This window comes from Dyadobacter jejuensis (assembly GCF_003149085.1).
GTDB lineage: Bacteria > Bacteroidota > Bacteroidia > Cytophagales > Spirosomataceae > Dyadobacter > Dyadobacter jejuensis.
This window is the reverse complement of the sequence record NZ_QGDT01000009.1, coordinates 1-22,731: the sequence shown is the minus strand read 5'-3', so window position 1 is coordinate 22,731 and position 22,731 is coordinate 1. Positions and strand designations below refer to the sequence as shown.

The 22,731-nt window shown below is 47.1% G+C and carries 10 protein-coding genes; 6 read left to right on the top strand and 4 right to left on the bottom strand.

Going from position 1 to position 22,731, the window contains the following annotated elements:
• Positions 1-88 precede the first annotated feature (88 nt).
• Positions 89-2,641, top strand: coding sequence for a T9SS type A sorting domain-containing protein (locus CLV98_RS15900; protein WP_109675700.1), 2,553 nt, complete (start codon positions 89-91; stop codon positions 2,639-2,641).
• A gap of 322 nt (positions 2,642-2,963) precedes the next feature.
• Here the strand turns inward: CLV98_RS15900 and CLV98_RS15895 are convergent, their stop codons facing one another.
• Entirely contained in the window at positions 2,964-4,883 is a 1,920-nt protein-coding gene (locus CLV98_RS15895) for a hypothetical protein (protein ID WP_109675698.1), read from the bottom strand.
• 528 nt (positions 4,884-5,411) lie between these two features.
• On the opposite strand from CLV98_RS15895, the gene CLV98_RS15890 reads away from it, so the two are divergent.
• The 4 genes from CLV98_RS15890 to CLV98_RS15875 all read left to right on the top strand — a co-directional run bounded on the left by CLV98_RS15890 (position 5,412) and on the right by CLV98_RS15875 (position 15,364).
• Positions 5,412-8,534: a SusC/RagA family TonB-linked outer membrane protein gene (locus CLV98_RS15890; protein WP_109675696.1), complete on the top strand. Its 3,123-nt coding sequence runs from the start codon at positions 5,412-5,414 to the stop codon at positions 8,532-8,534.
• A gap of 18 nt (positions 8,535-8,552) precedes the next feature.
• Entirely contained in the window at positions 8,553-9,947 is a 1,395-nt protein-coding gene (locus tag CLV98_RS15885; RefSeq protein ID WP_109675694.1) for a RagB/SusD family nutrient uptake outer membrane protein, read from the top strand.
• A gap of 103 nt (positions 9,948-10,050) precedes the next feature.
• Positions 10,051-11,313, top strand: coding sequence for an SGNH/GDSL hydrolase family protein (locus CLV98_RS15880; RefSeq protein ID WP_109675692.1), 1,263 nt, complete (start codon positions 10,051-10,053; stop codon positions 11,311-11,313).
• Between the two features lie 34 nt (positions 11,314-11,347).
• Positions 11,348-15,364 carry a fibronectin type III domain-containing protein gene (locus tag CLV98_RS15875; RefSeq protein ID WP_109675690.1) on the top strand — a complete coding sequence of 1,339 codons (4,017 nt, stop codon included), beginning with the start codon at positions 11,348-11,350 and terminating at the stop codon, positions 15,362-15,364.
• A gap of 115 nt (positions 15,365-15,479) precedes the next feature.
• Here the strand turns inward: CLV98_RS15875 and CLV98_RS15870 are convergent, their stop codons facing one another.
• From CLV98_RS15870 to CLV98_RS15860, 3 genes are all read right to left on the bottom strand, one after another.
• The gene (locus CLV98_RS15870; RefSeq protein WP_109675688.1) at positions 15,480-16,193 is read right to left on the bottom strand and encodes a 3-keto-disaccharide hydrolase; all 714 of its coding nucleotides are present in this window, start codon (positions 16,191-16,193) and stop codon (positions 15,480-15,482) included.
• 118 nt (positions 16,194-16,311) lie between these two features.
• Positions 16,312-18,246, bottom strand: a complete 1,935-nt coding sequence (locus CLV98_RS15865; protein ID WP_158281278.1) for a sialate O-acetylesterase — start codon at positions 18,244-18,246, stop codon at positions 16,312-16,314.
• A gap of 26 nt (positions 18,247-18,272) precedes the next feature.
• A complete protein-coding gene (locus CLV98_RS15860; protein ID WP_109675684.1) occupies positions 18,273-19,652 on the bottom strand; it encodes a Gfo/Idh/MocA family oxidoreductase in 1,380 nt (459 codons plus the stop codon).
• A 307-nt stretch (positions 19,653-19,959) separates the two neighbouring features.
• On the opposite strand from CLV98_RS15860, the gene CLV98_RS15855 reads away from it, so the two are divergent.
• Positions 19,960-22,116 (top strand): ligand-binding sensor domain-containing protein, encoded by a 2,157-nt coding sequence (locus CLV98_RS15855; protein WP_229203414.1) that lies wholly within the window; start codon positions 19,960-19,962, stop codon positions 22,114-22,116.
• Positions 22,117-22,731 lie beyond the last annotated feature (615 nt).

Sequence of the window (22,731 nt, the reverse complement as noted above, 5' to 3'; positions counted from 1 at the left end):
CGTCCAACCCGCTAGGGTAAGCCTTGCTGGCCCCAATCATACCATTACGCATCGGTAATTTTCTGAAATCCTTCTAAACGCAAATTCTATGAACACATTTACCAATTTGAAAAGGCAATATTTTTATTTATTGCTCTTGTTAACGACGCTATTATATGGTACGGCAATGGCACAGACTTCCTGTTCCATAAATGCCGGGGGAAATGCCATTGTTTGTGGTTCTACCACTACCTTGACGGGTGCCACTGTGGGAGAACGTACAGGAAACCCTACCTGGACCTTTGTGTCGGGACCTGTAACACCCACCATCGTGTCTCCTAATACTTTCGTCACCGATATCACCGGGATGACTACGGATGGAGACTATGTATTCGAGATTAGCCAAACTTGTGTAGGGGGTGAAGTGGTTTCCTCTCAAGTGACCATTACCGCCCACCCTCGGCCGGCCAGCTTCACGGCTGGGCCCGATATTACCAATGTATGCGCTACCGTAGGTTCTACGAATTTGGGAGGGGTAATTCCACCTGGATATACCGGTGTATGGACGGCGGTTAATATCTATAGTAAACAGCGGTATAACACTACGGTGTCTACCAATTCTACTTTTAGTGATCCCACCATTGCCGATCCCGTATTTTCGTTGATCAAGAAGGCCGATCACGATATAGATCCCGCCTATTATGTGACTTTAAAAATCACTTCTAACGATGGAGTATGTAGTTATGAAGATAGCAAGGTCGTTAGGTTCATCCCTAACCCGATGATCGAACCAAGGTTGAATACCAGTCATTGTGTTTCCACCCCAGTTGGGGCCAATAGTTATTACGTGTTTTTTGGGTCTACTGGGCCTCGTTTTGTTACTCTTGAAAACGAGACCGCAGGTAATCCAGCCTATGGGACTACAGTAACATTAACAACCATTAGTCAGCCAGCGGGAGGGAATATTTCATTGAAAGGGACTGGCGAGGATCGAATTTATTTTGACGGTATCGATGTTACGGGGCCATATAGTTTTACCTTGACCGTCAGTAATGCCTGTGGAACTTATACCACTCCCCCTATCACTTATGACGTTTCGGGTTTCACCCCACTGCCTGTCAATTTTGCCTTGGCGGCACATCCCGATCAACTGGTAATATATACCGGCTCAAATACTGGCGGAGAGTTTCATAGTAGTGCGAAGATAGGGAGTACGGCACCCGAAAGCTTTTATTTTGAAATAGATCCACAAGAGCCAAGCTCGACAGTGTCCAATGTGCATCAGTCGGGTATGATACCTCCTGGTGGGGCGACGAGTGTTAGTGTCTTAGGAGCGGGCACTTACCAACGGGAAGCGGTGGTGACTCCTCCAGCAGGAGGGTGGCAGGTAGGGACTTACGAATTCTCGGTCGAGACCTCCCACAACGGCACATCTTGTATAAGACCTCAGCGATATTATATTCATGTTTCTGATGGAAACAGACCAGATGTAACCGTCGACGACTTGAGTATTTGCTATCCAGGAACTGGGGCCATTTCGGCAACGGTTCCGCTACCAGCGGTTTATCAAGGAGTCGTGAATAGTTCTTATTTTCAGGATTTTGTTGGCCGTTATGATTTTACACTAATTTCTTCCCCGGCCGGAGCGGCTACTCCGACTTATTCTACGAACAACTTACGCTCCTTAACGAGTACTTCTACCGTCATTGGGAATTTTAATAAGGCTGGAGACTATCGGTTTAGGATCACTGCGGTACCTCTAAATTCTAATGTTGGCCCCTATCTTGAATTGGAATATGCAGATTCCGGTACTTCCTTGACTTCAGAGTTTACGATAACGGTCGAAAACCTAATTAACGCCAATGCGGGAAGCGATCAGTCGATCCTATGTCCCGAGTCTGTATCCCTGATCGGGAATTCGCCTGGCGTAGGCACCGGGCAGTGGACGGTATCTTCCGCTCCATCAGGGGCCACCCCTGTATTTGCTAACTCAAACAGTAATTCCACCACCGTTTCAGGACTTAGTGAGGAGGGGAACTATGAGTTTGCTTGGCAGATCACCACGCCGGAAGGAGGTTGTACGAGTTCAGACATTGTGCAGGTGACCAGAACCTGTGCCTTACCGGTGAGACTTATATCGTTCGAGGCCAAAAACAATGGGGAGAATGCGAGTATCCTAGAATGGAGCACGGCTTCAGAACAAAACAGCAAGGGCTTTTCCGTAGAACGGAGCACCGATGCCAAGCATTGGGAGACTATCGCCTTCGTTAGCAGTGTCGATGAAAGAGGAAATAGTTTTGTACAGACAAACTATGAGTACACCGATAAGCGTCCCTACTCTGGTATGAATTATTATCGTCTGAAACAAGTGGACTTTGATGATAGCTATGCTTACAGCAGGGTCTCCTCTGTCGAAATACAGAGCGCGTTGGAGGTGAAGGTCTTCCCTAATCCTGCAAATGACAGGGTATCCATATCTGGATTATATGGCGATGAGCAAATTGTTATTAGCAATGCAGCTGGCCAGAAGCTAAAAACATTACAGGTTGATAATGATGAAATGACCCTCGATTTGAGGAGCCTTGGCGAGGGGATCTATGTCCTTCAGGTAAGGAGTCAAAATCACATCCACTTTGCTAAAAAGATTCTGATAGCTAAATAATCAGGCTAGCTGGGTGAAAGCAAAAGGAAGGACCATACATCTTTAAACATGTATTATCCTTCCTTTTTGCCCTTGAGTCCACGGGCCTGTTGGTAGCTGGAGCCAGCATAACCAGCATTATGGTTTCTGATTTGGTGGAAGGGACTTATCGATATTTGATAACGAATCTATAGAAAATCCTAATGGTAGCCCCGTGTGGGTCAGCAATAAAAAATGCCCCATCCAAATACATGGATGAGGCAAGGGTAGGTTTAGGAATAAATTTCTTGACTAGTGAGCCTAGCCATTTCAATGTCTGGGCTTATTTAGAACTTCGGGTTTCTCAGGAATCTTTTCTTGTGATTTTGGGTAAATCGCCATTCCAGTCTACTCGGATCGTCGACTTCTCGCCGTCGATCTTCAGTAAGCTATTGTCCATGTCGATGTGGGGGCTTTTTATCATGGGCCATTCGCTATAAGGAATGTCCTCTTTGCCGTTTACCCATACGGTAGGCACCGAGCGAGCCAGACCGTCCGCATCCACCGCCAGTCCTGGGTTGAATTTTATTCGTATATTATGATCCGTTAAATTCTTATACGCTACGGTCATTTCTTCCCAGTCTACCGATATTTTCTTCGAGGTGAGCTTCTTTTGGAAGTTTTTGAAGCTGCCCGACTCCTCGGCCGAGCCCAGTTCAAATATAAATCCTGTTTTAGCTGCGTCGCTTTTTACGATATTAAAGCCATCCACGCTAGGGCCTTTTAAGTCGGTCTGTATATAATAGGGCTTCAGGGGCTTAATGCCAATGAATACATCACCTTCTCTCAAGAAGATCCAACCTTTGGTTTCCTGTTTTTCATCCACCGACTTCGGGTAGCGTAGCATGCCTCTTTTTAATAAATTATCGGCATGGGCATCTCTCCAAAGCCATTTGTCCTTGCTGGGGGTATTGACCCACGGATCTTTCTCAGGAATATTGAAAAGGGTGATGACGGTACTTTGGTAATGAGCGGTCTGCTGAAAAGGGGATATACTACCATGGTTCCAGATGTCGGGAGCTCGGTTTTCGACGTCCCCATCACTGTTCCAATACGGATGATAGCAATTGATATAATTGAACCGATCGGTGCTGTGCCACACGATATTGAAACCGTTAGTATCATGATCGGCATAGTCGCCACCGGGATACCATCTGAAGTTCCCGGTACCAATCGCAAACAGCTTGTCGCGATATACATTCCGCATCATCATATGGGGTCTGGCGCGTTCCCCGGCAAAGTGCCCGAAAGTAGAGGCCGACGACCTCATGGTAGAGGGCTCACTCTGGCTGCCCCCCAATCTGAAAAAGATGGGATCCGGAAAGACATTGGATAGAGCTACATAAATGGTATAGCTGGTCTCGGGATATTGTTCGAAATGTTCTAGCTTGACCGACTGCGTGTGAGGCCCCCAGCCCCAATAGAGCCAGTTTTGGTAAAGGGTGGCCGAAACATAGGAGTCGGTGGGTAGGTAGTCCTCTTGGGTGTTCATCCGGCTATATGGAGCCATGGTCAGCCCTTCGAAGTGGTTGGTCGATTGCAAGGACCATTTGTAGAGCAGAAAAGCCTCTGCAATCGCTTTCGTTTCCGGATCTTCGGCGAATTCATATAATATGGCTACTGGGAAGTTCATCACCACTTCGTAAGTAGTGGAAAGGTATTCGGTATACCCTTTGGTATATACATTTTTGAAGGTCTTACGTAGTCGTTCCTTCATATCGGCCATTAGTTCGGCGCTGGTCATTCCGTTGACCCATTGGGCGTCGGGGAAATATTGAGCAAAAAGGTAGGCACTGGTCCACATCATCGTAGCATGGTTTTCGGTTCCATGCCCTAGGAATCCCTCCCCGTCCTTTTTGTCGGACTTGGCAAGGCGCTCTAGGTCTTTCTTTAGGGTGGCGATTTGGGCGGGTGAAAACAGATCCCTGTATTTTCCCAAGGCCAAGGCTACTCCGGGGAAATCGAACATATTCTGTGTGGGCTGATGCAGAATATTCGCTATGTAGTCCAATGCTTCGGGGTCATTGGGGTTATTATACAGCCGGGCGATGGCCTTGGGCAGTACATGCTTGCCTTTGGTGGTACCACCCGTCGACAGTTCCGTACCATCCAGTCCTTTCAAGAGCCACTGCCTTCGATTTTCAAAACTGGATAGATCTTGGGCGTAACCCCCAAGGAAACAAAAAAAACTTAAGGATAGGAATAGGGTTGTTTTTTTGAGCATTTCTTCAATTAGGTTGGTTGAAAATCATTTTATAGAGATGGTCTCATCTGTGCTCAGGCGTTATTAGGAACAAGCATTTTAAACGTATTTCTTACTAAAAATCGAACAGGTAAATGTATTATGGAATTATTAAATTGGATTAAGGAGATGAGCCAAACACGTGTCTGGTTGTTGCAATGCTCCTTTGCGAGTCCGTAATAAAGAGCCATGGATGCGGAGTCGTACAAGGGCTGTCTTTTCTAGAAACTGGCCTCAGTATTTTTGAATTAGGCTAGCTGCTCAAATAGGTATTAATTCCGTGGTTTATTGCTTTTTTTAGAATGAATGTAGGCGTAAGGTGACATATCATTTGTGGAGCGTTTTGGTTTCGAAAAACCTTAAAAACTCCTTGTATTCTCACATTTTTAAGCTTTTGCAACATAGAGACATCCATTTGCAACATAATGGATTGCTATAATTTCTATCTAGAGTCATATTTGCATGATCGAAGAGAATGAACATTTAACAGGTATTAAACTACTCTAGATTATGACAAATAAACTATACTTAATTCAGAAAAAACGGTTCTGGTATCGCCAGTCCTGGCAGGTATTTCAGGTAATAATGATGATGCTTTTCGGCTGCTATATGGCCTATGGACAAGGGGCGGTAAGGGGGACCGTGATTTCGAAGGCAGATGGGACCTCCTTGCCTGGAGTGACGGTGCTCGTAAAAGGATCGGTTGAGGCATCGGTTACCGATGTAGAAGGAGCCTATACCATAAATGTTCCTAATGAAAACAGCATTTTGGTATTCTCTTATATTGGCTTCAAAAGCCAAGAGATTACCGTCGGGGGGAAGTCGGTAATCGATGTGAATCTTGAAGTAGACATCAAGTCTCTTGAAGAGGTAGTGGTGGTGGGATACGGTACCCAGCGCAAAAGCGACGTGACCAGTGCCATCGCCAAAATCGGTGGTGAAGACCTCGAAGTACGCCCCGTGGCCCGGGTAGACCAAGCCCTGCAAGGGCAGCTAGCTGGGGTACAAGTGCAGCAGCCTAGCGGCCGACCGGGTAAAGGTGCTGAAATTAAAGTACGTGGAATTGGATCCATATCGGCAGGGTCGAATCCCTTATATGTAGTAGACGGGTATCCGATAGATGCGACCACATTTTCAAATATGAATTTGAGCGATATAGAATCTATCGAGGTATTAAAAGATGCTGCCTCCGCTTCCATTTATGGATCGCGAGGCTCCAATGGGGTGGTTATAATCACCACCAAACAAGGTAAATCGGGCGACCTGAAATTGGAAGTGAAAACCTATGCCGGTATTCAGAATGTGGAACGATTAATCCCTATGATGAACACCTCCGAATGGCTATCGATGTTGGTGGATGGGCGCGATCGTGCTTGGGCCAAAACCGGTGGGGACCCCAATGCTCCCATGGCCGATCGCCCAAGAAACTATCAGTACGACCCCATTTGGAAAACCGATCCAGGAAGTATGCCTTATTACAACCATCAGGAATGGCCGTTTCAAGCGGCTCCTATGACCGACTTCCAGATTACCGCCTCGGGGGGAAGTGAAAAGGCCAAATATTTGGTTTCGGCCGATTATTTTAAACAAGATGGGATTGTTAAAAATACCGATTATACCCGCTATTCTTTTAGAACCAATGTGTCGGTAGATGTCAACGATTTTTTAAATATAGGACTGAACCTTACTCCTTCCTATTCGATCGGTAACGACCGCGATACGGAAGGCAAAGGAGGAGTACTTCACACCATCCTCTATGCTAATCCATTTTTACCCATCCGAACTGGGGTATGGGGCGAGTCTCCGGAGTACACCGATTATGCAGTGTCTTGGGATGGTGGATCCAATGTGGTCTCGCGAATAGAAAATCTGATCGATAAAGAGACCAGAGGGCAGATGTTAGCGAATGTGTTTGCTAACGTAAAACTAGCCAAAGGCTTGAGCTTTAAAACCAGTTTCGGTGCTAATTACATCAGCACCAAACGTGATCGTTTCGAAAATCAAATTATTTCTCGTACCCGGGCTCCGGTTGGCTATAGCTGGAATACGACTAGTGTGAACTGGCTGAATGAGAATATTCTTAACTACTCTACCACCATCGCCACCAAACATTCCATTAATGCCCTGGCTGGGTTTACGACCCAGTATCAAAATGACCAATCGGGCTATTTGAAAGGGGAGAACTACGCCAACGACCTAGTACCTACGCTGAATGCCGCTGGAGCCATTACTCAAGGGTATACCCAAGAGAGCGATTGGTCGCTGATGTCCTTCCTAGGGCGTGTCAACTACTCCTTCAATAATAAGTATTTGTTGAGTGCGAGTCTACGCCGCGATGGGAGTTCCCGTTTTGGGTCCGATAACAAATGGGGCTGGTTCCCTGCTGTTTCTGCCGGTTGGAGGGTGTCTGAAGAAGAGTTTATGAAATCGATAGCCGTTATCAGCGACCTTAAATTGCGAGCCAGCCGCGGAACTACCGGGAACAATAATATTCCTAATTATGGATCCATTGGATTATTGGGGCAATCGTCTTATTTGTTTGGAACCGATGAAACCCTGACGGTGGGGATGTATCCTTCCTCTATTTCCAACCGTAACCTGAGTTGGGAAACAACCACCAGTACCGATATTGGTATCGATTTTGGTCTATTACAAAACAGAATTTATGCCTCTGTAGATTATTATAACAATCAAACCAAGGACATGCTACTGAATGTACCGGTACCTAGCACGACAGGTTATACCTCTGAACTGAGAAACCTTGGTCGGGTAGAAAATAAAGGTTGGGAGTTTGAATTGGCTACCAAGAATATTGTCGGTAAATTTAACTGGAGTACGAATGTCAATTTGTCTTTTAATAAAAACAAAGTACTCGAGCTGGGTCCTGGAAACGCTCCAATCATAGGTGGTGACTGGTGGGGACAGGTAAATATCACCCAAGTAGGTAACCCGATCGGAGCCTATTATATGTTGGTTCAGGATGGTATTTTCAATACTGCCCAGGAAATTGCCGATAATCCGAGTTGGGCAGGATCCCAGCCGGGCGATGTGATCATTAAGGATACCAATGAGGATGGGGTTGTTAATATCGACGACCGGGCCATAGTAGGTCAGAATCAGCCTAAGTATTATTTTGGGGTTACCAACCGGTTCTCTTATGCCGGATTCGACTTGAGCGTGTTGATCTACGGCCTTGGAGGAAATAAAATCTTCAATGATATTGGAAGGGAGTTTAACGGTCCATCGGATAGCCAGAAAAACCATTATAAAAATTGGGTGAATCGTTGGAGATCTCCTGAAGAGCCCGGCGACGGTACCACACCCGCGGCCTCTGAACTGGTAACTGGAGCTAGCTCTCAGTATACTACCCGGCATCTGTACGATGGAGGCTTCTGGAGGATCAAAAATGTTTCACTGGGTTATAACGTGCCAAAAGCGGTGGCTCAGAAAATAAAATCTGGCGGCATCAGGATCTACCTTACCGGGGAAAACCTGCTGACGAAGGATCATTATGACGTAGGCTACAATCCAGAAGTAAATGCCCGAAGTGGAAATCCACTAGCACCTGGTGGTGACTATGGATCGTATCCTTTGGCCCGTACGTTTATTTTGGGCTTGAATCTCAGTTTTTAATCTAAATCCGAAATTATTATGAAAAAATATATCCTGCTCATTGCGGTGGCAATGGGACTAAGCCAGACGGCTTGTAAAGAAGATTTTATTGACTTAAGCCCCATATCTTCAGCCAATATCAACTCGTTTTATCAGTCAGAAAAGGACTTTGAAACGGCCATCGTGGGGGTTTATAATGTCTTTCAGTCCGTACACTCTACCATGTGGACGGAGTATAACGAGTTCCGAGGAGATACCTATACGCATATTCAGTACTCCTATGCCGAAATTAGTAATAACACGTTTCAGTCCAATACTACCGCTACCATGTGGAATACCATGTATCGGATGATTACCTATTCCAACATCATATTGGATCGGATAGATGCCGTAGAAATGGATGAAGGAGTGAAGGCCAGAATTAAGGGTGAGGCACAATTTTTCAGGGCTTATGCGTATTTTGCCTTGGTCCGTATTTATGGTGATGTTCCGTTGATTACCAAGGAAGTATCGACTAGTGAAGCCTTGGAAATTGGAAGAACGCCGACCAAAGAGGTATATGCGCAAATAACGATGGATTTGACCGCAGCAATCGCCTCATTGCCTACCTCTCTTACGAGTGCAGAGCAAGGACGGCTTACCAAATATGCCGCTGAAGTGGAGCTCTCCAGGGCATATATGACTATGAGCGGCTATCCGTTGAAAGAAAATCATTGGGCGGATGCCAAGCCACTATTGGAAGACGTGATTAACAGTGGTCAATTTATATTCTCGCCCACCTATGAAGAAATCTTTACCTTAGAGAATGAAGGGGGAGCAGAAATAATCCTTGGGGCAAAATTCAAAATTGGAGGAGTAGGAGAAAGTACCCAATATCAGCGTCAGTTTAATCCGACTTATGGAGGTAATCCGCTATTTGAAAATGGGGTATATGAATCTTTTGAATCAGGAGATATTCGAAGAGATTTCAATATTGCCCAGGAATATACTACCCTCGTAGGTGCTACCATTGAGGCCCTTAATAATACCAAGTTCGACTATGGCTATGACCGTGCATCGACCGAATCGGGAATGGATTTTCCTGTACAACGCTATACGGATGTACTGTTAATGTATGCCGAAGTATTGGCCGAAGTCGATGGGGCCGTTCCTGCAAAATCCCTGGAGATATTGAATCAGGTTAGGACACGGGCTGGGCTCGAGGAGTTGGCCATTACCGACTTGAGCCAATTCAGAGTGGCCATGCAAAAAGAACGACGCAGTGAGCTGATGTTCGAATGTGTACGTTGGTTCGACCTTGTTAGAACGGAAATGGCTGTGGATGCCTTAAAAGCCATAGGTCATGATGCCAATGAAAACTGGTTGTTGTTTCCCTTGCCACAAACCGAGATTGATAAAATGCAGGGGGTGCTAAAACAAAATCCAGGCTATTAAGGATATCGATACGATTCTACCGATCTTGGCTCACTGGTCAAGGTGGGTAGAATCGGTTCGGAATGAAACTTAAAAGCGGTCTTAATTATCGTTAAATATATTTATGAAAAACATATTTATTGCTCTGGCTGTCCTTCTATTTGGCGCATCGACTCCTACCTTTGCAGCTTCCAATACCCTGGATGGCCTAGAGGAATTCCATATTCGGGGAGGCCTACCCAATTTCTTTAAAAAAATCGGTACTGGGAAGGAAGTTCGGATTGCGTATATCGGAGGTAGTATTACCGAAGCCCGAGACGGCTGGAGAGACTTAACTTTTAACTGGTTTCGGTCGCAGTACCCGCTTACCCCTTTCGTGCAGATAGATGCCACTATAGGAGGCACTGGCTCCGATCTGGGGGTTTTTAGAATGGACAAGGACGTATTAAGTCAGCAGCCCGACCTCGTTTTTGTGGAATTCGCGGTCAATGATTACGGGCGAACGGAGCAAGAAATCCGTAAAACAATGGAGGGCATTGTCCGCAAAACTTGGAAACAGTTTCCTGCTGCCGACATTTGTTTTACGTACACCATAGCTCAAAATGTGGTGGAAACGATGCAGAAAGGAGCCTATCAGCATTCGGCGATTGCGATGGAGCGAATTGCCGAGCATTATCAGATTCCTTCCATCCATATGGGGGTAGAGGTCGTTCGATTGCTCGAGGCTGGTAAACTTATATTTACTGGTAACCCAGAGGAGCATCCCGGGAAAGTGGTGTTTACCCAAGATAGAACCCACCCTTTGTCGCTGACGGGGCATCCGATCTATGCGAACTCGGTGATTAAGTTTATGCAAAAAATGGAGGGTCATGCGGCCTCTAAGGCCCACACGCTACCATTGCCGGTAGAAAAAGACAATTGGGAATTGGCGCAGATGATCCCCTTATCTGAGTTCCAGCTGAGCGATGGATGGGAGAAGTTGTCTAGCGAAAATGAACTGAGACAGAAATTTGTCAAGTTTATGCCCGATTTGTTCCATGCCAATCCACCCGGTGCCAGCTTTACTGTCAAGTTTAAAGGGAGTATATTGGGGATTTATGATGTAGTAGGTCCCAAAACGGGCCTAATAGAGGTGACGGCCGACGGGCAGAAACCTTCCGAAATATTTCGTTTCGACCAATATTGTAAGTCTTATCGGAAGAGTACCTTTTTCGTTCAGGACCTTTCCGATGGAGTGCATGAGGTGACTTTCCGAGCTACCGGAAAGGAGTTTGATAAGGCAGAGATTTTAAAGAAAAAGAATATTACCATCACCGATCCCGCCGACTATGCCGGTTGGGGCTTATATCTGAACTCCGTTCTGCTAGTAGGTGAACTCATGAAATAATGTACAACAATCGACTATTCCTAAACATAAATAAATGAAAGTATTGGTAAAAAAACTTAAATACGGATGGCTGATCAGTATTTTAGTACTGAACTTTACAACCTTGTGGGCCAATGCTTCGCCTGTCCGTTTCCAAAACGGGCAGGCGATTTTTGTCTTACAAGATCATCTGCACCATGCCTTTTACTGGTGGCCCACCACGCTTTTAAACTACCAGGTTCAGTTTGACGGGCCAATAAATTCACAGGATTTTAAACTGGTACACCAAGAAAAGAATCAAGAAGTGCCCTTTCAGTTCTCTAATGCCAGAACAACGGCCGATGGACGGTATCTTGTTACCTTAAGTTTTTTGAGTGACTTGCCCTCAGGCACCACCAAGACGTTTGTATTAGAAAAGGGTAACCAGGCATTTACTCCTATTACAGAACAGCAGCAACAGGAGACTATCGTAATACAAACTAGTAAACTGACTGTTCGAATTCCGTCGTCCTTACCTGCTCAGGGAAATGTTCCTGGGCCTGTTATACAGGTATCTCAGTCGGGACGGGAGGCTATGGGTAATTCGGAATTCAATTCTGGAACAAAAAAACTGATCAATATTCAAACGGAAAGGTTAGCATCGGGACCCGTGTTTACCACCTACCAGGTAACCTATACCTTTTCGGACAGCGCTACCTATCAGGCGACCATCAAGTGCGTTCAAGATTATGACTTCGTCGAACTAGTAGAGGAGATGTCGGGTATAGCACCCAAAGAAAAGGTAAAATGGTCGATGGTATGGAAAGGATTTAATCCTACCCATCGACAAGCTCCCAATCATCCATTTGGCCAGCCAGGGACCATTACGAGCCAAGGCGATAGCCCACAGGCTCAGACTTACGGGGCGAGTCCAGGTTTTGGTCGTTTTGTCTGGGAACGGATCGATCAAACCAAATTAAGTTTCCACCATGGCATTATGCCCGATGGGGAGGAGGGGAAAATCCCCTTCGAAATAGGTAATTTCGAACCCTGGCCCGCCGAACGGACCATCACCTCCACCCTGTTTTGGGATGCCCGAGGGGGGCAATCATTGGGTGTTTTTGCCGAGGACCTCTCCCGATGGGACGATAAGGATTATAGCATCTGGCATTCGGCTAAGTTGCTTAACGTCAGTTTTTACTATCGGAATGGGCTACTCTCCTGGGATCTGCCCCTGTCAGAAGGGAGTAGGTCCTTAGGGCTGAGTTGTTACGCCCACCAGCAGGATATCGATTATATGAACGGTTTGGAAGCGTTAAACAAGCCCCAGCAACATCCATTGGGCTTTACGTATAAGGCCGAAATTTCGCAATTATCCTATAATGCCTTCCTCCAAAACCGATTCGGTACCATTCATTTGGACAAAATTAAAGATTGGACCTTAACCTATCCCGATTCTTCGGTAGCGGCCCCGGTCATTTTTAAAGACGGAAAGCTCAAATCGAGTGCTTCGTTTGTGAAGGATTTTCTTTCCAATTATTACATTTCGGAATTACCCTTTAGTGGTACCCGGCAAAATAGCGGCTATGGGCCCGTTCCTGCCCGCCAATTTACCGAAAAGTGGATAGATGGGTTGAATCGGTTTTACCCTTCCTTGACACCTGAAGAACGACGGAGGGTGACGGCTATGTTCCTGTTTCATGCCTATGTAGCGGCCGACGAAGCGTATATGCCGATGAAACATATGCTCAGTGGGCATCCAAATTTCTTGGCCGACGTTAAGTCGATACCCGCCTTAGCGGCCTTTCAATTCCCAAAACACCCTGAAGCTGAAAATTGGGCCGATTTGTTTGAAAAGTATGTGGACCTTAACACCCACTACCATACCCGACCCACCGTAGAGGCCTGGAATGCCACGGGAGGGCGATGGACCGAAAACTTGGGGACGTATGTATGGGCCTTTTTGCGTCCTACCATTCGGTCTACATTCTTGTTGAATCAGACGGAGGCGGCCAAAAATCGGATGGCAGGTTCACAAACGGCATCCATTGGCAACTGGATATTAAATTCACTTTCGGCTCCCTATGACGGGGAATCTCTCGATTTTTATAGAAACAAAGATGGAGGATTGGATCATCATTTTTGGGGAATCGTCACGCAGGGCGAAGGGAGTCGTAGAGTCCACCCGCCTCAAGGAGCACATTCTGCCCGCCGAAAAGCGGCCAGCTCTTTATGGATGATGGGTACCCTCTTAGATCATTATGATCCTGTATTGGGCGAAAATCTACGATATGTTTCAAAGCCTACCGACGATGACCAAGAGGCATTTGCCAATAAGCCCGAAGCATTTCGGGAACTAATGTACCCTCAAGAAGGGTATGACACCGGAACCAAGCCCGACTTTAAAAGTATCAAATTGACTGGTTATGGGACTATATTGCGCGCTGGAGTAGATACGCCAGATGAACTGTCGGTGCATTTGAGCCAGATAGATCCAGGTCCCAACTACCGCTGGGGAGTACCCGCCGAAGGGGGTACCGGAGGTATCTACTTTTATGCAGGCGGCAAATCGTATAGTCATAACGGACGCGAGGATGTGGGCGATCGAAGGCTTCAAGATACGGACCTGATGACCAACTTTGGGGTATTTAAAGATGGTCACTTCAAGTCAATAGGACAAAACGTCCTACACAGGCCTTTATACGACTTCGGGGTGGGCCAATTTACGGAAATTACCTCCTCCGAAACCAGCGCCTATGCCTGGCCCGATTACCAGAGTAGGAGTGTTATGCTGATCGATAAGGATTACTTTATTACCTACGACGATGTTTATAACAATAATATTGGAGGGCGCTTCTCCTGGTTTACTCATCCCGATGAGGAGCTACCCAATATTGAAGTAATCAGGGTAGGGACCGGAAAGGGTAAGATCAATAAAACGCAGTTAACAGGTGCAGAGTCTAAGGGGGTATGGTACGATGGGATGGGGGATTTTATGGTTTTTGTATCCCATAAAAAGGGATTTAAAGTGGTACCCACAACCTTTGGCTGCCAGATCGAAACCCCATCGAACCAAACGGATCTTATTTTTAGAAGTGACCAGGAGATGCAGGCCCGAGGGGAAACGTATCGATTTTTGGGGACTGCCGGTTTTATTAGAAAACATAGAGATGGACGACAAGAAATGGCCCTGTTTCATGGGAAATATATAGGGAATGGGGATTTCCGTGTCCTCACCAGCGATCCTGATGCAGGGGTCAGTGTATCCCTTAAAGACCATCAGGAAATGGACGGCAGGTTTTATAGCCCCACCAAGGCGACAATCACCCTGGAGTGGACGGCAGCCATACCTCCAAATCTAAAGCTGTATATCGATGGTCGAAGGGAGTCCTTCAAAATAGAAGGGCATGGCTTTTCGGTGGATTTCCCGGCAGGGCCCCATAGCTGGCAATTGACTAGCGGCCTACCCATACCAGCACGTCCGCAAATCATGGCCTCAGAAAACGACCATCGAAAAGTTCAATTAATGTTTACCGAGGCAGCAGGGGCTTCTAAGTACAGAATAGAAATGAGCCTTGATGGGTGTAAAACCTGGCAAACAGTGGGTGAAACCGCCAAGACGACCTATTCCCTATCGGCTCCCGATGCCCATAGTAAGGTACATGCGCGTATTATTGCTTTCAATGCCGATCACCATAGTGAATCCACACCGGCATACCCGGTTTATTTTCTTAAAGAAAAGCCCCATTTCCCCGATGGGCTCAAACTAGGTATTTCAAATAACCGAGTTGTACTTTCTTGGGGACAAGTGTTGGGTTGTAATACGTATAAACTATATCGGAGAAAACGGGGGGCTAATCGGTTCGAACTGTTGTATTCCGGCTCAGACCGTCACTATACCGACGAACTCTCAGAGGGTATCCTCTACGAATATGCCGTTTCTGCCCAAAATAAGAATGGACAAAGTATTTTGAGCTTTCCCGTATCTACTGATCCAGATAGTTGGCTGCAATGGGATCCTAAGCCTGGGGAGCCATTTCGCCGCACAAGCAATGGGGCTTCTGAAGCTGATGCCATGTATTATCCGGAGTAAGGTGGTACATGGGTTGTTATTAAAAATATAAAGGCCTTGGAATTACATTATTCTAAGGCCTTTATATTAAAAGAAGAATACACGATACCAATCGAGGAACCCAAGAAGACGACCTTTACAGTCGGCGAATCTTGATGTTACGGAACCATACCTTGTCGTCATGATCTTGGAGAACAATAGGTCCTGACCCGATCCGGCCATAGTCTGGCGAAGAAGCCCAGCGGCCCTCTCGTACTAGCTTTTCCCATTCCGGGCTTAACAGCTGATAGTCGCCTACTTTTTTGTCGTTAAGCCAATTTTGAACATGACCGTCTACTACCTTGATACGCACCTTGTTGAAAGTCCCTACCGGGTTTACAGCCGGTTGGGATACGGCCAGTAGGTTATAGGTAGCACCGGCCTGACGTATAGGATCTTTGGCGTCGGGGTGTTTGTCGTCGTCGAGGATCTGCATTTCAGGGCCTGTCGAATAGGCACGGTGGTACTTGGGATCCTCCGAAACATGGAAAAATATACCGCTATTGCCTGCTTCCGAGATTTTCCATTCCAAGGTAAGTTCAAAGTTCTTAAAGGTTTCGTTGGTAGCCAAGTCACCCCCTTTGGCTACTCGGGTGAGGCAGTGGTCTTCGACCTGCCATCCCGATGGAAGTTCTTTTTTCTGAAAGCCATGCCATAGATCGATGGATTTTCCATCAAAGAGCAGTTGCCATCCAGCGGCTCTTTCTTTTTTTGTAAGCGTATTGAAGCCGGCTCGGGACGACTTTTGCGTCTGGCAGGCAGTAAGCGCCACCAGGAATAGCAAGAGGGGGAGGAGCTGATTTTTTTTCATAGGAAAGGTAGTAGTCAGGAATTTTAATATAAAATAGGTCTGGCATATTTAACCATCCACCAAGGTCCGAAGTAATAATGGTGGACTAGGGTGGATGGTCAAGGTATGAAAGGTAGCCTTAGGGAGTAGTCTTAGCCCAGTTGTCGGTTCTAAAAGGATTGGCAGGTAGCCCGGCCTGGTTGTATAAGTTCACATCGTCGGGGTTGTCGGCCCAGCCGTAGCGTACCGCCACCGGAGTGGCCACCCGGTCGCAGGTAACCTCTACGGTACGCTCATCGATCAGCCTTGCCTGTGCCCAATAAAACTTTTTGTCGCTGCCGGCCATGGTAAAGCCATGGATATAGCCATATCGGTCTTTTACAACCAGTTCGCTGTTCATGATATTGAAGGTGATTTTTACCTTCTTATCCTGTATTTTCATGGACTGGTACATAGGGCCCGAGTAAACGACCTCTTTTTGGTAGGTTTTATTCAAAGCATTCAGCGCCAATCGCTTCCCAACATCCTGCTTGTTTGGGGGGTGGATGTCGTGGGGAATCCCCAGATCTATGGCCAGAGCCATCCCTGTATTAGGGAGGCTTAGCGTTTTGGTTTGCGATTCGCGGAGTTCTGCAAAGTTACTTTCTGAGGGTTCCTGTTTAGGGATGCCCACATTGGCCAATGAGACGAACAGAAAGGGGAAGTCGCCTTGCCCCCATCGCTGGCGCCAACCCTTAATAAGGGCGGGAAAGGTGCGGCTATATTCCTCTGCGTTGGCCGTATTGGATTCTCCCTGGTACCACACCACGCCCTGAATACCATAAGGGGTTAATGGGTTGATCATGCTATTGTAGAGCAGGGTAGGGAATTCATTGGCATTGAGTTCCAGAAGTTTGGCGGGTATCTCCGTGATTTTATGTTTCCACTTCCCGCCTAAAGCGATCCGTTGCGCATCGGTTTGGACGAACATTTCTTCGGGTTTTCCCTTCATTCCGCCGCTACCGCCAGTGTCTACGATTCGGATGGCCAATAGGTTTTTGCCTACCTTTAGTCCTGGGGCGTCTACCACATAGATTCTGTCCTCTACGCTGGAATTGGTGGCTCCTACCTGAACGCCATTCAGCCAGGTGATATCATTGTCGTCGAGTTTGGAGAGGTGCAGGGCAATGCCTCCTTTGGCCTCTTCGGCAGTGAGGGTGAATTCCTTCCGATACCAGCCTACTCCATCGATGAGGGTATTCCACGGGGTAGGAGCTTGTACCAATGGCCAGTCGTCATCTTGAAGGTCGGTGGCTGCGTATAGGGCCTTGCCGTTGCGCATGCCCGCATCGTTGGTGGGGAACTCGCCCAGATAATCCTTGATACGGTCATATTTCTCTTGTCGGTCTTTTTGAGGGTCGAAGGCCGAGAGTTTTTTATACGATTCCTGTAGGTCCGGACTTTCCTTTACGGCTTCGGCATTCATCCAGGTTTCGGCATTGGTGCCTCCCACCGAGCTGTTAATAAGCCCTATCGGAATGCCTGAAAGCTTTTTATGAAGCTCTCGGCCAAAGTAATAGCCGACTCCCGAAAAACCTCCTACGGTGGTGGGCGAACACTCCACCCATTCCCCATTTTCTAGGTCCTCAGCCGGGGTAGTGGACGCCTTGCCATGGACTACAAAGAGTCGTATTTTTGGGTAGTTTGCCTCGGCGATCTCCTGAGGTGCGTTTAAAGAGGAACGTACCGACATACCCATATTCGACTGGCCAGAGCATACCCATACTTCCCCAATGAGGATATTAGTGAGCTCTATGGCATTTTTCCCTTGGATTTGAATCGTGTAGGGTCCTCCGTACTCCATCGATGGAAGGGATATTTTCCATTTTCCCTGTTTGTCTGTTTTGGTTTGTAGCGTTTTGCCAGCAAAACGTACCGTTATCGGCTCTTGGGCATCAGCCCATCCCCAGAGCAAGTTTTCACGGCCCTGTTGTAGGACCATATTGGAACCTAGGATTTTGGGTAAGCGTATATCGGCCTGTGCCACTTGTATGCGCAGCATCGCAGCGCATATCGTTACTATCAATATTTTCAATTTTATCATTTTATTACAGACTTACTTTAAACGGTACCTAATTCCCATCCCCGACGATACTCTCTGGTTACAAATTGGTTGGCCTCTGGAGCATTGGTAAATTTCATTTCTTGGGAGTTCCAAAAGAGTTTTTTTCCGATAAACCGTGATGCCAAAACCCCCAGCAGCATCATTTCGGTAAGTGGGCCGGAGTAGTCGAAGTTAGACAGAGGCTGCTCCTTGCCATCTTTGCAGCACCGTACCCAGTCCATTTCGTGGGAGGTGGCTATTCTGGGGATGGTAGGGGTGGGTTGCTTGTATTCGGCCATGCGAGTATCGGGCAGTAGGCGAGGCTTGGAGCCATAAGTGCCATGAATGAGCTTGCCCTTATCGCCTACCATCATCACGCCCCCACCACGGTTCATGAGTTCCTCGGCTGGGAGCTCGTCGGGGTGGGCGGGGAGGATGCCTCCGTCGCACCAAATCAATGTTACGGGGGGTCTTTTGCCACGGGCAGCAAACTGATAGGTTACTTGGGTGGCCAGGGGATACGTAACATTTGGGTCTTCCTTGGTACCGCCCCAGGGCGTGCAGGAGGCTTCTACACTAATGGGTGCCCCTAGGTCCAGTGCCCAGTTGGGGTGATCGAGTAAATGTGCTCCCATATCGCCTAAGGCACCTATCCCATAATCGCTGAAGCCCCGCCAGTTCCAAGGGTGGTAGGCCGAGTGGTAGGCTCGTAGAGGGGCTGGACCCGAGAATAAATCCCAGTCCAATGTAGTAGGAATCGCCATGGCTTCAGTAGGCCGTGGCATTCCCTGAGGCCAGCTTGGGCGGTTGGTCCAGGCGTAAACGGTATGCACGTCTCCAATGGCTCCATCCCATATCCATTCGTTAATCTTTCGAGCGTCGTCGCTAGAATGTCCTTGGTTACCCATAGAGGTGACTACCTTGGCTTTCTTAGCGGCTTTGGCGAGTTCCCGGGCTTCATGAACGGTATAGGTAAGTGGTTTTTGTACGTAAAGATGTTTTTTATAACGAAGGGCCTCCATGGCTATGGTAGCATGGGTGTGGTCGGGCGTGGCGATCATGACAGCATCGATATCCTTATGCATCGTCTCGAGCATAACCCGGTAGTCTTTAAACTGTTTGGCTTTCGGATACTCTTCGAAAGTGGGCGAGGCATAGGCAAAGTCTACATCACAAAGAGCCACAATATTTTCGGAGGATAGTGCCTTCAAATTTGAACGCCCCATACGGGCCACGCCTACACCGGCTATATTGAGCTTGTCGCTGGGTGCTACAAAGCCTGGTCCGCCGAGCACATGACGAGGGAGGATGTAGAAGGAGGTGGCGGCTACGGCCGTATTTTTAAGGAAATTTCTTCGTGAAGCAGCCTTGCTTACCGTTGGTTTAGGATCTTTCATGGTTGTAAGATATACCCCTTTTTGTAAAATGGGATATGTAGATTGATTAATTGTTTAATTCCGTGATTCAAATGTCCGAAAAAAATAGAGTGAGGATAATTTGAAATGAATCAAATGTCGGTCTGTATGTTGCAGAACCATGCTGTGCAGACGAAAATAGGGGAAAAGAGTCAGTTAAGGCCTATTATTAGAGTTCTTTAGGCAGACAGTTTATCTCCGTCCATTTGGAGTCCGAATTGAACCATCGAGATAGCCCGTATAGATAAGAGTCCAGTATCATTTGTGAACTTATACTGGACCTTATACCATGCGCCTTATAAATTATTTTATTAGTTACTTTCTATTATCGATATCCTGGCTTTTCATCTCAAATAATTCGGTGGCCCAGTCGAAGGGTGTTTTTTTTCAGGATATCAAATCAGAGGTGCCGTTACCCGTGGAAGCGGGTAAAAATGTAATTAAACTCTTTGTGTCGAAAGGGAGCATTACCGCGGTAACCCCTACTGGGGTTTTTCGTTTGGTGGATGGCGCTTGGTCGAGAAGTAAGCAGGGAGCAGGCTGGATTACGGCTACCCAGGATATGCAGGGGACTGTATGGTTGGCCACCTCAAAGTCGGTACATTCCGAAAAAGATGGGCAAGGTGTTGAACAACCGCCCATTTCAAAAAAAGAAACCATCACTTCCTTGTTTTGGGAAGGGACAGAAAGGCTCTTCCTGGGTACTACCAGCGGTCTATACATTTGGGAAGGTAGCTGGAAGCGCTTCCCGGGTATTAAAGCAGCGCAGGTGACCAGCTTCGCTAAAGATGCGGCCAATCGGCTGTACGTGGCCACTACCCAGGGCCTCTGGCGCCGGGAAGGTCAAAAATGGGTGAATCTGGATGAAACGATCATGGCGGTGGGCAACGATGAAAAGTACTACGCCCTAGCCACTACGAATCAGAATAAGGATTTAATTTTCAGTAGTCCGGTTTCTGTGGCTTGCATAGCTGAAGACGGCGACCATTGGGTCGCCACTGGAGCTAACGGACTGCCCTATGGGCCCGTAACCATGATTCGTTCTGGAGCCAACAGCCTTTGGATGGGTACGGATAAAGGGGCCATCAAAAAAGATAAAGGATGGCATTACTATCAGGGGAAACGCTGGCTACCCAACGACCATATCAACGACATCCTGATCCTCGATTCGCTGCGGGTATGGATAGCGACTCCTGCAGGTGTTGTGCAGATAGAGCAGCGCGCTATGACCCTGGAGCAAAAGGCCGATAGCATCGAAAAGGTAATCGCCTTGCGCCACAACCGGCGGGGGCTTATTAATCGGTCTATACTAAAAGTGCCAGGGGATGTATCGAGCAGCTACTCTCAAAATGAAGATAATGATGGGCTATGGACGGCCTGTTATCTGGCCGCCGAATGTTTCAGGTATGCGGTAACCAAGGATAGCGAGGCCAAAGCCAATGCCATCCGCACCTTCGAGGCGCTGGAAAGGCTCGAAACCGTGACCGGGATGTCGGGATATCCGGCACGCTCCTATGCCTCGGCTACCGATGTGATCACCGAGTCCCAATCACCCCATCCTAAAAAATGGCATCTGTCGGCCGACGGTAAGTGGTATTGGCTCGACGACACCAGTTCCGATGAGATTACCGGCCACCTGTTCGTCTTGCCCCTCTTTTTCGATTTGGTAGCGGATACCGAACAAAAGGAGAATACCAAGCTGTTGATACAGCGTATTGCCGACCATATTGTCGATAATAATAATTATTTGATCGATCTGGATGGAAAGCCCACCCGATGGGGAGTCTGGCATCCCGATTCGCTCAACGACTCGCCCAATTGGATGTATGAACGCGGACTGAATTCCCTACAGATCCTTTCTTTTATGAAAACGGCGCTCCATTTTACTGGCGATCAGAAGTATGAAAAGCATTATCAATACCTGGTCAACCAACATGGTTATGCACAAAATGCCGTTCAGGCCAAAAAATTTGGACCTTATGAGACCAGCCATTCCGATGATATCCTAAACTTTTTCCCTTATTACAATTTATTGCGGTATACCCAGAACGACCCCAATCGGGAGCTGTATGTCAAAAGCCTGACCCGGAGCTGGAATGGCGTACGGGGCGATCATATGCCGGTTTGGAATGTGTTTGCCAGTGCCTTGCTCAGCCAAGACTGCGATCTAGACATAGCCTTAGAAGAAATACAGCAGTATCCGCTCGATCTGGTGAGTTGGACCATGGAAAACAGCCACCGATGGGATCTTCCTAAGGATCCGCTGGTGAGCCGCCAGGGGAAAGCCCAGTCGACACGCCCCATCCCTACTCCAGAAAGTAATATTTCAAGATGGAACACCAACCCCAAGCAATTAGACGCCGGTTCTGGCGGCCAATCCGAAGATAGCGGCAGCTATTATCTCTTCGCTTATTGGATGGGGAGGTATTTTGGGTATTGGGAATGATGCTAATGGCAAACGAGCCACATCGATAGCGCCCCACAGAACGCTTAATGGTCTATGCACTTGAAATATTAAAAAAATAGCTGCAAAACTTTTCTGTGTCCTCACAGGACTTCACGAAGTTATGATGCCAAAAGTTAAGGGGTCTGTGGTGACACAGACCTCTGTTGAGAAATGGAAATGGTGCCGAATGGTATCTTTTAACAGAAACTAATGCCTTCCAATCCACTTTCTCAGCTACTCCACAGGTCTGTTTTTGACCGTTAACTAAGTTTTTTACTTCTGGATAATTTTTGGTTCAGCCTCCGGTAATTCTATTTGAAAAATTATAGTACATTCGGCATTTGTGTCAATTTTAGGCTAGCCTAGCGATAATATCACCGGAAGTATGCACGGCCAAATGGATGTTGAACGGAGCAATCGTGCCAGGCAGATTATGGATATAGATGCAATGGTTGCGATTGTAAAGATGATGGGCGGCAGGCTAAAAGACGACAGAGAACAATCAAACAACAGAGTAAATTATAATACTCCCCAGAATTAGGGCCACTGTTAAAATTTAATTTTTAATCTTAAATTAGTGGAACTATGAGAGCAAAAAGGAGAAAATTCAGTTCA